12 protein-coding genes are annotated in these 13802 nt (G+C 72.2%); 10 read left to right on the forward strand and 2 right to left on the reverse strand.

All coding sequences use genetic code 11. The features are described 5' to 3' along the window. Positions 1-320: 320 nt before the first annotated feature. From AB0K37_RS13180 to AB0K37_RS13195, 4 genes are all read left to right on the forward strand, one after another. Positions 321-767, forward strand: a complete 447-nt coding sequence (locus AB0K37_RS13180; RefSeq protein WP_179836164.1) for a roadblock/LC7 domain-containing protein — start codon at positions 321-323, stop codon at positions 765-767. Positions 768-797: 30 nt separating this feature from the next. After that, positions 798-1253: a DUF742 domain-containing protein gene (locus AB0K37_RS13185; protein WP_363979341.1), complete on the forward strand. Its 456-nt coding sequence runs from the start codon at positions 798-800 to the stop codon at positions 1251-1253. 34 nt (positions 1254-1287) lie between these two features. Next, positions 1288-1902: an ATP/GTP-binding protein gene (locus AB0K37_RS13190; RefSeq protein WP_363979426.1), complete on the forward strand. Its 615-nt coding sequence runs from the start codon at positions 1288-1290 to the stop codon at positions 1900-1902. A gap of 115 nt (positions 1903-2017) precedes the next feature. Beyond that, positions 2018-2791: an SGNH/GDSL hydrolase family protein gene (locus AB0K37_RS13195; protein WP_363979344.1), complete on the forward strand. Its 774-nt coding sequence runs from the start codon at positions 2018-2020 to the stop codon at positions 2789-2791. Positions 2792-2822: 31 nt separating this feature from the next. On the opposite strand, the gene AB0K37_RS13200 is transcribed toward AB0K37_RS13195, so the two are convergent. Next, positions 2823-3161, reverse strand: a complete 339-nt coding sequence (locus tag AB0K37_RS13200) for an STAS domain-containing protein (RefSeq protein ID WP_345184612.1) — start codon at positions 3159-3161, stop codon at positions 2823-2825. A gap of 1544 nt (positions 3162-4705) precedes the next feature. Here AB0K37_RS13200 and AB0K37_RS13205 point away from each other — a divergent pair. From AB0K37_RS13205 to AB0K37_RS13225, 5 genes are all read left to right on the forward strand, one after another. Next, complete coding sequence (locus AB0K37_RS13205) at positions 4706-5983, forward strand: SseB family protein (protein ID WP_363979347.1); 1278 nt, start codon at positions 4706-4708, stop codon at positions 5981-5983. Further along, a complete protein-coding gene (locus AB0K37_RS13210; RefSeq protein ID WP_353832141.1) occupies positions 5980-6348 on the forward strand; it encodes a hypothetical protein in 369 nt (122 codons plus the stop codon). Before AB0K37_RS13205 ends, AB0K37_RS13210 begins: the two co-directional genes overlap by 4 nt. Before the next feature lie 121 nt (positions 6349-6469). Continuing rightward, positions 6470-7471 carry a hypothetical protein gene (locus AB0K37_RS13215; protein ID WP_363979350.1) on the forward strand — a complete coding sequence of 334 codons (1002 nt, stop codon included), beginning with the start codon at positions 6470-6472 and terminating at the stop codon, positions 7469-7471. A gap of 552 nt (positions 7472-8023) precedes the next feature. Beyond that, entirely contained in the window at positions 8024-8443 is a 420-nt protein-coding gene (locus AB0K37_RS13220) for a hypothetical protein (protein WP_363979353.1), read from the forward strand. 381 nt (positions 8444-8824) lie between these two features. Continuing rightward, a complete protein-coding gene (locus AB0K37_RS13225) occupies positions 8825-10249 on the forward strand; it encodes a sialidase family protein (RefSeq protein WP_363979356.1) in 1425 nt (474 codons plus the stop codon). A gap of 73 nt (positions 10250-10322) precedes the next feature. Here AB0K37_RS13225 and AB0K37_RS13230 read toward each other — a convergent pair whose 3' ends face one another. Next, positions 10323-11135 (reverse strand): RNA methyltransferase, encoded by an 813-nt coding sequence (locus AB0K37_RS13230; RefSeq protein WP_363979359.1) that lies wholly within the window; start codon positions 11133-11135, stop codon positions 10323-10325. Between the two features lie 272 nt (positions 11136-11407). Between AB0K37_RS13230 and AB0K37_RS13235 the strand changes: the two genes are divergently transcribed. Further along, positions 11408-13630, forward strand: coding sequence for a substrate-binding domain-containing protein (locus AB0K37_RS13235; RefSeq protein WP_363979362.1), 2223 nt, complete (start codon positions 11408-11410; stop codon positions 13628-13630). Positions 13631-13802 lie beyond the last annotated feature (172 nt).

Consider the following 13802-nt stretch of genomic DNA (forward strand, 5'->3'; position numbering starts at 1 on the left):
CCGATCTACCGACCGTCCGGGACATCCCGACGGTCGGTCGGTCCCCGACTGCGGCTGTATCGGCTGGAGACGCTTCGGCCCTGCCCGGGGCCGGACGGCTAGGGACCGCAGGCGCCGACGCAGGGCCTCCCGGTCGTCGGCCAGGCGCCCGGGCAGCCGCAGGGACAGCAGGAGCAGGGCCACGGCCAGTCGGCCGACGTCGTACGCAACCGCTTTGCGAGCCTGCAGCGCGGCGTCCACCGCGGACGCCATGAGGCACGCGGCGCAGGCACGTCAGGTGAGGTGCCGTCACAGAGTGACGGCGAGACAGGAGGCACCCGGTGAGCGGGCAGGATCTCAACTGGTTGGTGACGAACTTCGCGGACCGTGTCGCGAAGGTCGCGCACGCCGTCGTGGTCTCCTCGGACGGATTGCCGATGGCCTACTCGGCGGGCTTCCCGCCCGAGCGGGCGGACCAGCTGTCGGCGATCGCCTCGGGGCTGATGAGCCTGACCCAGGGCGCGGCGAAGATCTTCGACGCCGGCGGGGTCAACCAGACCGTCGTGGAGATGGACCGCGGGCTGCTGTTCGTCATGTCCATCACGAACGGGTCGGTGTTCGCGGTGCTGGCGGCGCCCGACTGCGATCTCGGGCTGGTGGCCTACGAGATGACGCTCCTGGTGGAGCGGGTGGGACGGGTGCTGACTCCCGCCCTGCGCGCCCAGGAGCAGCCACCGTACTCGGGGCCTTCCGTGACCGAGATGGGCGCCGGGCCCGCCCGCTATTGACCGTGACTGACTCTGACGGAGGTCGGCGACATGGATCGAGGCAGTCCCTTCGGGGGCGGTCCCGGAGGCGGCGGCCGCTGGCCGGGTGACCAGGGGCGGGCCCCCGCGCAGGGCCGTCCCCCCGAGCGCGACGACAACGACGGCAGCTCGCTCGTGCGCCCGTACGCGGTCACCGGCGGGCGCACCAGGCCGCGCTACGACCTGGCCATCGAGGCGCTGGTCACCGCGGCGCCCTACCCGCCGCGGGACGTGGCCGTGCTGACCCCGGAGTACCGGGCGATCATGGACCTGTGCCGGTCGGCCCGCTCGGTCGCCGAGGTGTCCGCGCTGCTGCGCCTGCCGCTCGGGGTCGCGCGCGTCCTCGTGGCCGACATGGCCGTCGAGGGGCTGCTGCGGCTGCACCAGTCGCAGTCCCCCACCACCGCCGGCGGACAGCCGGACCTCCGCTTGCTAGAAAGGGTGCTCAGTGGCCTTCGGAAGCTCTGACCAGGTCCCGGGGCCGCACGGCGGGGAGGCCGAGCTGACCTCGGTCAAGATCGTCGTCGGTGGTGGCTTCGGCGTCGGCAAGACCACCTTCGTCGGCTCCGTCTCGGAGATCATGCCGCTCACCACCGAGGCGGTGATGACCGCGGCCAGCGCCGACGTGGACGACCTGTCGGCCGTCCCGGACAAGACGACCACCACGGTCGCGATGGACTTCGGCCGCGTGTCGCTGGACAGCGAGCTGATCCTCTACCTGTTCGGCACGCCCGGGCAGCACCGCTTCTGGTTCATGTGGGACGACCTGGTCCGCGGCGCGATCGGCGCCGTCGTGCTGGTGGACACCCGCCGGCTGGAGGACTGCTTCGCCGCGGTGGACTACTTCGAGGAGCTCGGCCTGCCGTTCGTGGTGGGGGTCAACGGGTTCCACGGCGAGTTCCAGTACGCCGTCGAGGACATCCGCGACGCCCTGTCGATCAGCGCGCACGTGCCGATCGTGCAGTGCGACGCGCGGAGCCGCGAGTCCACCAAGCAGGTGCTGATCACGCTGGTCAAGCACGCGATGACGGTGCACGCCGCCGGAGCCCCCGCGGGCGCCCCCGCGCCGGGCGCCCCCGGCGGGCAGCTCGGCACCACGTCCCCGAGCTGGACCTAGACGCCGCGCGCGGGGGGCGCGGCGCGGTCCGGCCGGGGGCTACGGTCGCGTAGGTCGTGTGCACGATGCATGATTGTTCGTCGTGATCGAGCATGAATCCGCTCTGGGGGTTGCGATGAGCCAAGTGGAGAAGATCGGAACGTTCGTGGCCATCGGCGACAGCTTCACCGAGGGCATGAACGACCCCTACCCGGGCGAGACCGACGTCTTCCGCGGCTGGGCCGACCGGCTCGCCGAGCACATCGCCGTGCTGAACCCGGAGCTGCGCTACGCCAACCTGGCCGTCCGCGGGAAGCTCGTGCGGCAGATCGTGGACGAGCAGGTGCCGATCGCCGTCGGCCTCTCGCCCGACCTGGTGACGCTGTGCGCGGGCGGCAACGACATGATCCGTCCGGGCGCGGACCCCGACGCGGCCGCGGTCGTGTTCGACGACGCGGTCCGGCGGCTGCGCGCCACCGGTTCGCGCGTCGTGGTCTTCACCGGGTTCGACCCGCGCGGGCTGCGCTCGGGCGGCCGGATCCGGGGCAAGGCCGCCACCTACAACATGCATCTGCGCGCGATCGCCGACCACCGCGGCTGCTCGGTGGTGGACCTGTGGCCGCTGCGCGTCTTCCACGACCCGCGCGCCTGGTACGAGGACCGCCTGCACCTGTCGCCCGAGGGGCACCGGCGCATGGCGCTCTACGTCGCCGGGGTGGTCGGCGTCCCGGTCGAGGGCGACTGGCGCGAGCCCTGGCCGCCCCTGGACTCCGCCGACTGGCTCACGATGAGGCGCCAGGACGTCCACTGGGCCCGGACCTACCTGCTGCCGTGGATCGGCCGCCGGGCCACGGGCCGCTCCTCCGGCGACGGCCGCGGCCCCAAGCGCCCCACCCCCCTCCCGCTCTAGGGCGGGGCCGCCCGCCCGGGCCGCGCCGGCCCTAGGCGCGGTCGGGCTCGGCCGCCAGCGCCTCCTGGAGGGTCCTCTTGACGGGGATGCGCCGGTGCAGCCCCGTGATCTCCAGGGCGCGGCGGACGATGGGCCGGGGGCCGGCGAGGACGAGGCTTCCGCCCGCCGCGGTGGCGGCCTTGTAGCAGGCGACGATGACCGAGAGGCCGCCCGAGTCCATGAACTCGAGGTCGGTGAGGTCCAGCACGAGGTGGTCGCCGTGCTCGCGGCGGGCCTCGTCGAGGTGGACGCGCAGCTCCTGCGAGCCCGCGGCGTCGAGTTCTCCGCACAGCCTGAGGACGGCGCGTCCGCCGTCCGGCCGTGTGGTCACTTCCAAAGGTGACACGGGGGGTTCCCCTCTTGTGTGCTGCTTTGACCGGAGTCGTCCGGCAAATATTTTCCGTTCGACAACTATCGCGGACGCCGGGCCGCCTGCCAACCCGCGGCAACGGGGGTGTGCGTGATCGTGACGCGCCGTAAGGTGCTTGTCGGATGTGATTGCCTCGACGATCCGCTGCGTAGGAGACGACCCCAGGTGAGTTCCCCCCGGCTGCCGGACCATCTCGAAGTGCTGCTCACTGAGGAGCCGGTCCTCGACGTGTACGCCTACGGCCCCTGGCGCGTGCCGGACGGCCTGTACGAGGAGATGCGCGAGCGCGCGGTCGCCTACAACACCGACCAGCGCGCCGTCGTGCTGACGCGGCAGCTCAGCGACTTCTACGGAAGCGACACCAGCGCGGCGGGGGCCGAGCAGTGGTCGCTGCTGACCTTCCTGCTGGGCGCGTCGGCGTTTCAGAGCCTGGCGTTCCCGGGCCTGCGCCTCAGCACACTGAGACACCGGCCACCGGTCCGAGCGCGCCAGAAGGAGCGGACCGCGCGCACGCTGACTTGCCCAGCACGACCGCTCCCGGCACGGCCACGCCCTCCGGCGGCGACGCAAAGCCGGGCGTTCCCGGGCCTGCGCCTGAGAACGGCGGCCCCCTCGACACCAAGCCAGGCCTGCCAGACGACGCGGGCCGTCCCTACGCGGGCGCGCCGAGCACGGCCATTCCCGACACGACCGGCCCGTCCGGCGGCGTCCCGGAGCCGAGCCTTCCGGCGACCACCTCTCAGAACCTCGCGGCGCCGGGGAGCGAGCCGGGCGCGCCAGACGACGCCGGCCGCCCCCACACGGACGCGCCCGTCCCCGGCACGCCCAATCCCGTCGGCGGGGTCGTGGAGCCTGGGCTTTCCGGGGCCGTGGCCCAGAGCAGCGAGCCGCCGAACAGCGGATCGGGCGCGCCAGAGGACGTAAGCCCCCACACAGGCGCGACCAACCCGAACGATGGCATCAGGCAGCCAGGCCTTCCCAGTGCGACGACACAGGGCCCCACGACAACAGGCCCAGGATCGGATGCGCCCGCCCCGGGCACGCCGAACCCCGTCGGAGAGGTTGTAGAGCCGGGGCTGCCCGGGGCCATGTCCCAGGGCAGCGAGCCGCCGAACAGCGGATCGGGCGCGCCAGAGGACGTAAGCCCGCAGCCGGGCCTTCCTAGTGCGACGACACAGGGCGTCACGACAACGGGCCCAGGATTGGACGCGCCCGCCACCCCGCCGAACACCGCTGCTCCTCAGGGCACCGGGCCTTTCGGTGCCGCGTCGGGTCTTCCCGACGACGCGGGCGTGCCCAGCGCGACGGGTTCTGGTGTGGGGCCCGGCCTCCCCGGTGCGGGATCTCAGGGCAGCGAGCCGCCGAACACCGGGTCGGACGCGCCCGGCGTACCGTCCGGGACCACCGGATCTCTCGGTGCCGCGCCGGAGCATGGGGCCGGACGAGACGGCCGCCTGCCGGACGGCGCCGACCGCCGTGTTGCGGGGCCCGTCGCGCCTCACGGGGTGGCGCGGCCCGGTCAGGACGCGGGCGTCCAGGGCGCCGAACCTCCCGGCGCCACATCTGGCACCCCGGGGGAAGCGGAACTTCACCGCGCGGGCACGCCGATCCCATCGCATGGCGCGGTCGGCGAGGCGCCCGGGGAAGCGACGCCGGGCGGCCTCGCGGCGGTTCCTCAGGACGCCGCGCACCCTGGCCAGGCGGAGGCAGGCGGCGATGACGGCGCGCCTGCCGGGGAGCCGGGGGCGGGACGGGCGCTGCATGCCGTCGGGGAGCCGGAGCCCGAGTTCGAGCCGGGGAACCGGATCGACCAGGAGCTCTTCGAGGCGGCTTCGGGCGGCGACTCCGACGCGTTCCTGCGGGTGCTGCTGAACGCGAACGTGCTCGTGCCGATCCCCGATGACGCGCCGCTTGAGGTGACGCCCGTCCAGCGGGAGTTCCGGTGGGACGCGGCGCTGCGGGACGCGGTGTCCGTGCAGGTGTTCACGTCGATGGTCCGGTTGCGGGAGGTGCTGCCGCAGTCCCGGTTCGTGTACGCCGACTTCCGGGAGCTGATCGGCGCGTGGCCCCGGGAGGACTGGGCCATGGTGCTCAACCCGGGCACGCACATCGGGGCGTCGCTGCACGGCGACCAGGTGCGGTCGCTCAGCGAGTGGGCGGTGCGGGTCGGGCTCGTGCAGGCGCGGCCGGAGGTTCCGCTGCCGCCGCCGCGGCGGGAGCCGGTGCCGCAGGCGCCCACCGACCCCGAGGACCGCGTCTCGTCGCCGGCCATCATGCAGAAGGTCGTGCCGCACGGTCACGTCTCCTGGTACCTGGAGCAGGGGTACGACCGCGTCGGCGGCTTCGTCCACTCCACGAACGACGTGGCCGAGCTGCAGACGCCCTCCCAGCTCTACGAGGCGCTGGGGCTGCTGTTCCCCGACTCCTCGTTCTCTCTCGACGACGAGGGCGTGTACGTCATCCGGTGGCCGGCGTACTGCCCCGACCTGTACCGCGTCCCGTTCGGCGGGCGCGACGAGGAGGAGATGGCGGCCTGGGGCGAGTCCGGGTGGGTCATCGAGCGGCCGCCGTTCACGGGGAGCGGCTTCGCGCCGGGAAGCGCCGGGTCGATCCGCGAGTACAAGGTGACCAGCGTCCGGCTGCCGTACGGAGCGGAGATGTACTACATCGGCAGGGACCGGTCGGAGCGGTTCATCGCGATGTACGACCCGGACCGGCTCGCCTGGCTGCGGCCGGACGCCGGCGCCGAGGCGTGGGACGGACGGACGGAGGCCGCGCAGTGATCCGGGACGGGTACGTCGCGCGGTGGCTCGGCCGCGACTTCGAGGCCGCGCCGGGCGCCGACGGCGAGATCAGGCTGTACGCGCCCGGGCCGACGGACGGGTTCGAGGAGCTGCGCCCGGGGCGCTTCCGCCGCATCGTCCCCGCGTCCGAGGTCGAGGAGCTCCGCTACGTCCGGACGACGTGCCGCTGGCGCGGCGAGCGCTTCGTCATCGTCGGGGAGCACGAGACGTGGCTGCGGGTCGAGTACGCGGGCGGGCGGGCCCCGGTCGCCGAGAGCCTCGGGCTCGACCGCGTCGACCAGGGCATCTGGCAGGCCTGGGCGCCCGGGTCGGAGATCGAGGACGTCCGGGAGGAGTTCGTCTGACCGGGTGGGGTTGATTTGGCCCTTGGATCCGTGTTCGCATGTGTGCCGAGGCGATCCCTCGGACGGAAGCGCTCAACGGCGACGCGACGGAGGTGCGGCGGCAGTGATCTGCCGAGCGACGGTGAAACCGATCCTTGTTGGGCTCGGCACGGCGGCCATCCTCGCCGCCGGGGGCGCGTCAGCCGTGGCCGACGAGTCGCCCTCCCCCTCAGGGTCGGATCCCGCGTCCCCCGCGACGGGCAAGCTCACCGTGGACGTCGCCTCGACGGCGGCCAGGCTGGACCCCGGCGGCTCTCTCGACATCACGACGACGGTCACCGCCGTCGGCGGCGACGTGGCGAACATCAAGGTCACCAACATCACGGCGACCCTCAAGGGCACGACGGTGACCGGTGACTGCGGCGCGCCGTTCGAGTCGGCGGGGTGCGCCGTCGGCGACCTCGCCGACGGGAAGAGCGGCACGCCCGTCAGGTCGCATGTGACGGTCCCGAAGGACGGGCCGGAGGAGACGGCGGTCTACACGATCATCGTGACCGTCGACGCGGCCGACCTCGCCCCGGTCGCCGGGACCACGACGTTCAAGTACGTCGTCCCGTCCAAGCCGCCGCCCACGAAGACGCCGACCCCGACCCCCTCGAAGACGCCCACGAAGTCGCCGTCGCGCAAACCCACGAAGCCGTCGCCCACGCCGTCGCACTCCACGTCCTCGGGGACGTCGCGCGGCGGGTCCGGCAGTGGAAGCGGCTCCTCGGGGAACGGGTCCGGGAACGGTACGGGGACGAGCGGGTCCGTGCAGACGTCGCCCAACTCGTCGTTCGAGCCGCAGAACCCGCAGGTGGCGTTGCCGTCCATCCAGGCGCCCAGCCCGTCGGTCGCGCCGAGCCCGGCACCCGGGGCGGAGACGCCGCAGAGCCGCCTCCAGGGCAACCAGGCGCCCGTCGCGCAGGACCTGACGTTCGAGCGGATGGCCAGCACGCAGATCGCCTGGCTGGCGGCGCTGATGGTGGCGTTCTCGCTGCTGCTGACGCAGCTGCGCCTCGGCCGCCGCCGCGTGCCCGCCGGGGCTCCGAGGCGGCCCAGGGGAACGCACCGCCGACCGCGGGGCGGCATGTTCGGCCGCTGATTCCCGGCGCCCGCGTCCTTCACCCAGGCGATCAGCGCGGCTCACGCGCCGGTCACGCTTTCGACAGGTGGCTCGCGTTCGTTGGAGGCATGCCCCGAGGAACTCGACCGCCTGCACTCCGCACCGCATCGGCTCTGGAAACGGCGGATTCTCGAATGAGAATCTCACAAATGCCTTTCCGATGCGCGGAGAACGGGACCGGAAATACTCACGCACGGCGACGCCAAGGGTCCGAACCGATGCGGATCGCCCACCGGCGAAACTGATGAATGACGGCGGGAACGGCGTAGACCGTGAGGCGGCGCGGCACCGGCGGGCCCGTTCCAAGGCAAGCGAATACCCCGGTTCGCGCAGCGCGCCTTGACGATCGTCGGCGGGTGGGCGGCGCGTCCGGCGAAACGGCGGCGACCGCGCGCCCTTCCTTCCGCAATCAGGGGCCCGGCCCGGCAACTCGCCGGACGGAAGCGGTTTGAGGCCCTCTGGAATGGTTACTTTCCCGAAGCGGCTGTTCCTTGCCAGCGCCCTTGCTGCCCCCGGAAGAGGTGACCGGTAATGGAAATTCGGACAAACGGTGACGTACCGAACCAGGACGAGATCGCAGAGCTGCGCGCCCGAGCGGAGGCCGGCGACCGGAACGCGGCCGGACGCCTCGGCGAGGTCCTGGCGAAGCACGGCGACCTGGCAGCCGCTCTGGACGTATGGGCCCGCGCCTACGGCGACGCCGCGCCGACGACGAGGCGGCTGGCCGAACTGCTGGCCGACCGCGGCGACCTGAGGGCCGCCGTGGAGGTGTGGCAGTTCTCCGACCCGGTCCGGCAGAACCCGTCCGGCCTCCACGAGGAGTTCATGGCCGGCCTCGACATCGAGGAGCGCGTCGACTGGGAGGACGACCCGGAGGACTGGGCGTTCATGGAAAGGGAGCGGCTGGCCCGGCTCCTGGCCGACCGGGACGACGAGGCCGCCGTCGCGTAGCCGTCGCGGCGCCCGCTCCGCCAGGAGGCGCCCTCCGCGTGAGGGCACGGCGGGCGAGCGCAGCGGCCGCGGTGGCGCCGAGCCGCTCGACCCCGCTCAGATTGGCCGGAACTCCATTTATGGATGTCCTCATTTTCGGCCGACCGGCGCACCCCCGGGACCAGGTTGGACATTGTCCAAATAGCCTCTCCGGACGATTCCCGACGCGGGAGACGAGGTGCGCCGAGGCGAAGCGGGCGAGGAAGTCGATCTTGGGCTGTAATGTCGTCCTGCTGTTCGGCCTTTGCTGGGAACGCGCTGCCGGCCAGGTGGCGGCGTCTCCGGCGAGACCCCCCATCGAGGACGAGGAATGCACCGTTGAATCGACGTTCCAGGTCGGCCATGGTCGCAGCGGCCACCCTGTTCGCCTTCGCCTTCGCGGCCCAGGCCGCGTCGGCGGATGGAACCGATCCCGCCGGCGTGGTGCCGGTCTCGGGCACCAGCGCCCTGCCGCAGGGGTGCGGACTGCCCGAGGGCGACGGCTATGTCCTGAACCCGAACACCGAGGTCCAGCCCATGGTGGCGCGGGACCCGAAGCGGCCGTGGCGTCTCGTCACGGTGTACCAGCAGGACAGGTGGAACCGCTACGGCGGTAACGGGACCGGCACCGCCGTGTCCGACGACTACGGCGCGACCTGGCGCCGGTCGGCGGACCAGCCCGCGTTCTCCCGGTGCGACGGCGGCACCGCCGCCAACGGCGGGGACTACGACGTCACGACGGACCACTGGGTCACGATGACGCCGTCCGGCGCGGCGGTGGCCGCGTCGTTCTCGCTCTCGCGCACCGGCGAGGTGACGGCGATCCTGGTGTCGCGGTCCGGCGACGGCGGCGACCACTGGGGCGCCCCGGTGACCCTGCAGCGCGACGACGACGCCCGGTTCTTCAACGACCGCCCGGCGATCACCGCCGACCCGTACCACCCGGGCACGGTCTACGCGGTGTGGGACAGGGTCGACACCCAGCCGAACGGCGACTGGGTGCAGCCGATCTACATGGCGAAGTCGACCGACGACGGGCGCACCTGGACCACGAAGAAGGTGTACGACTTCCCGGCCAACAGCGGTGTCATCGGTACCGAGCTCGTAACGATGGCCGACGGGACGCTGCTGATCGGCATGCACCACGAGACCAACACCACCGCGGCCACCCAGGTCATCCGCTCGACCGACGGCGGCGCCACGTGGTCCGCGCCGACGCTGAACGTCGCGGCGCCCATGGCCGTGGGCACGAGGATCCCCGACCCCGACAACTCGGGTGACCCGGTGCGCAACGCCACGCTCCCGCTGCTGGCGGCACGGCCGGGAAGCAAGGTGGTGAACGCGGTCTGGCCGAGCCAGGACGCCGACGGCACCTTCCATGTCGCGTACGCGCGGTCCGCGGACAACGGGAAGACCTGGTCCGCCCCGGTCCGGGTGGACAAGACGCCCACCGGCTCCGCCGCGGTGCCGGCGATCGCCGTCTCCCCCGGCGGCACCGTGGCGATCACCTACTACGACTTCCGGAACAACACGTCCGCCGCCACCCTGCCCACCGACTTCTGGGCCGTGACCTGCGCGACCGACTGCACGAAGCCCGGGTCGTGGCGCGAGCGGCACATCGAGGGCCCGTTCGACGCGCGCACGGTGCCGGCGACGAGCTCCGGCCGGATGCTCGGTGACTACACCGGCCTGGTCTCGACCGGCTCGTCCTTCGTGGCCGTCTACGGCGTGGCCACCGGGCAGGCCGCCAACCCGGTGGACATCCACAGCGCGACCTTCTACAACTGACCGGCCCGGTGCGGCCCTCCTGCGCGGAAAGCGCAGGAGGGCCGCACCCATTTCCGGCGTTCGGACAGTCCTGCTACCGCATGAGGGTGTGGCAGGCGATCGCGGCGGCCGCGGTGACGTTGAGGGAGTCGACGCCGGCGGACATGGCGTCCCCGCTCATGGGAATGCACACCGGCTCGTCGGCCTCGTCCAGCCAGTGGGACGAGAGGCCATCGCCCTCCGAACCGAGCATCAGGGCCACGCGGTCACCCATGGACGCCTTCTCTATGGGCGTGGCGGTCTGGTCGGGGGTCAGGGCCAGCAGGGTGAAGCCGGCGGCGCGCAGCGTCCCGAGGTCGTCGTGCCAGTTGGTCATGCGAGCGTAGGGGATCGCGAAGACCGCCCCCATGGACACCTTCACCGACCGGCGGTAGAGGGGGTCGGCGCACCTCGGCGACAGGATGACCGCGTCGATGCCCAGGGCGGCGGCGCACCTGAAGATGGAGCCGACGTTCGCATGGTCGACAAGATCCTCCAGGACAAGGGCACGGCGGGCCGGGGTGAGGACGGCGTCGACGGACGGCAGGGGGAGGCGCTCCAGCGAGGCCAGGGCGCCGCGGTGCACCTGGAAGCCCGTGATGGATTCCATGGTGGCGTCGTCGACCAGGTAGGCGGGGGCGTCCACGCCGTCCAGCAGGTCGGCCAGCGGTTCGGCCCAGCGCCGGGCCATCAGCAGCGACCGGACGGGGTGCCCGGCGCCGACCGCGCGGCGGATCACCTTCTCGCCCTCGGCGACGAACAGGCCGTGCTCGGCCTCCAGGCTCTTGCGGAGGTTGACGTCGCGGAGGCGGACGTAGTCCGCGAGGCGCGGGTCGGCGGGGTCGGAGACGGGGATCAGGCTGGCCATCCCCCAAGTCTGCCGCCGGGCGGGCGGTGCCCCGGCTGCGCGGCGGCCGGATCCGGCCGCGAAAGGCCACTGAATCCGGTTCTAGAGAGGGATTCGCGTACGCTCGTACCCCTCCGATCGCTGGGCGCGGCGGCCGTGCGCGCTGCCAGGTTCGTCCGGGACTCACGCTCATGACCTGCGTCATTAGCAGTTTTGAGTCCTTTGTAACCTCTGGGGCGTACTACTACAGTGCCGGGGAACATCGGCCGGTTTCAGGTGAATCGAGGGCAGCCGTGAGCGGACGTCATCGCAATGACTTCCCCGAAGGGACGGGTGAAGGCGGGTACGACCCGTCCACCCCGGTCTTCGGGCCGGCCAATGACGGGTCGTCCGACTGGTTCGGTGGGCGGGTGGGCCTGGGCCCGCCGCTCGCCCAGCCCCCGGCGGGCCCGCAGGGCGCCCCGCCCGGCATGGCGCCGGGCGGGTCCGGTGAGACGCCCGAGTGGTTCACGCCCCGGCAGTCGTCCGAGCAGCCGGTCTACGGGCAGGGCCGGTACGGGGAGGAGCCGAGGGCCGCGTCCCCGCAGGGGCCTCCCCCGGCGTCCTCGCCGCTGGCCGGGACGGGTTACAGCGAGTACGACGCCATCGGCAGGTCGGACGGCGGCCAGGCCGGTTTCTTCGGCGGCTCCGGCGGCTCGGGTGACTCCGGCGGCTACGGCGGCGGATCCGGTGGTTCGGGCGGTTCGGGCGGCTACGGCGGCGGCTCGGGCGGCTACGAGTACGGGCGCCGCAGGCGCAAACGCAGCGCGACCGCGCTGATCGGTCCGATGGCCGGCGCTGTGGGCCTGGCGCTGCTGCTCGGCGTGGGCGTCTACGCGTTCGCCGAGAGCGGCGGCGGCTGCTCCGGCGACGGCGCGATGGACCTGTCCGTCGCCGTCGCGCACGACATCGCGCCCGTGGTGGAGAAGGCCGCCGGACGGTTCAACGACGGCAAGCACAAGGTCGACGGCAAGTGCGTCAAGGCGACCGTGAAGAGGGTCGAGCCCTTCTCGGTGACGACGCTGCTGTCCGGGCAGGCCGTGGCGAACGACCGGCCGGACGTGTGGATCCCCGACTCGTCCCTCTGGGTCTCGCTGGCGAGGACCGAGGGCGACAACGGCGACAAGAGCGGCGTCGTGTCCACCAAGACCTCCCTCGCGACGAGCCCGATCGTGGTCGGGCTGCCGCGGACGCTCGCGGTGGAGCTGAAGAAGCAGGGCATCACCGCCAGCCCGTCGTGGGACAACCTGCTGAAGGCCGCGGGCGGCGTCGCGGGCGGCGCCGTCACGAAGAACCAGATGATCCCGGCGGGGTCGGTGCGGCTCGTCGTGCCCGACCCGATGCGCAACGCCGCGGGCATGGGCTCGCTGATGGTCACGAGCACGCTGCTGGCGAACGACCCGAACCGGGACTCGATCTTCACGGGCATCGTCCGGACCGTCCGGGAGAGCACCGTCCCGAACGTCAAGGCGGAGTTCGAGCACTTCCGTAAGGACCGCACCGGCAAGCAGCCGATCTCGCTGTCGTCGGAGCAGGCCCTCTACTCCTACAACCGGAGCAGGCCCGCCGAGCCCGCGGTCGCGCTGTACCCGATCGAGGGCACGCTGTCGATGGACTACCCGTTCACCGTCACCGCCCAGGGCGCCTCCCAGCGCAAGGCCGCCCGCCTGCTCGAACAGGCGATGCGGACCGAGGCGACCCGCAAGGACGTCCTCGACGCCGGTTTCCGGGCGACGGACGGCAAGGCTCCGCCCGGGTTCGGCGAGGCGGCCGGCGTCAGCCCGGCCCGGCCGCGGCAGCTGCCCGCGCCCAAGAGCGAGGACGTCGCGAAGGTCATGCAGGCGTGGTCGAAGCTGTCGCTCGGCCTGCGGATGCTGACGCTGATCGACGTGTCCGGCTCGATGGCCGAGAAGGTCGGGCCGAACGTCAACCGCCTCCAGGCCATCGCGCAGGTCTCGCAGGGCGGGCTCAGCATGATGTCCAACGACACCGAGCTCGGCCAGTGGCTGTTCTCGACGAACATGGACGGCAAGACCCCGTACAAGGAGACGGTGCCGGTCGGCGCCCTGGGCGATCGGATCGGGTCCAACACGCGGCGCGGCCTGGTGCTGTCCACGCTCAACCAGATGAAGCCGAAGCCGGACGGCGACACCGGCCTGTACCGGACGATGCTGGCCGCGTACAAGAGCATGAACGACTCCTACAAGCCGGAGTTCGGCAACTCGATCCTGCTGCTCACCGACGGGAAGAACGACGACCCGGACGGCCCGTCGCTGCAGGACACGCTGAAGCAGCTCAAGGACATGCAGGACCCGAACAAGCCGATCCAGGTGAACATGATCGGGTTCGGCAAGGGCGTGGACCGGGGCGAGCTGGAGCAGATCGCCGCGGCGACGAACGGCAACGTGCAGATCGCCATGACGCCCGGCGAGATCTCCAAGATCTTCCTGAAGATGCTGTCCCGCCGGATCCAGTGACCACCAGTCGGTGATCTTCCGGATGCGCCAGGTAGTTCTTGATTTTTCCCTGAAATCCATGTCAACCGGGCGCCGGATTCGGCCGTCAATCTATGTGGAGGCCCGACGGGGAGCGGGGCCGTCGGGCCTCCGACCTACTCCCCTCCCAGGCCCGTGACCGGGAGGCGGCCGC

It is taken from the genome of Actinomadura sp. NPDC049753 (assembly GCF_040674655.1).
Lineage (GTDB): Bacteria > Actinomycetota > Actinomycetes > Streptosporangiales > Streptosporangiaceae > Spirillospora > Spirillospora verrucosospora.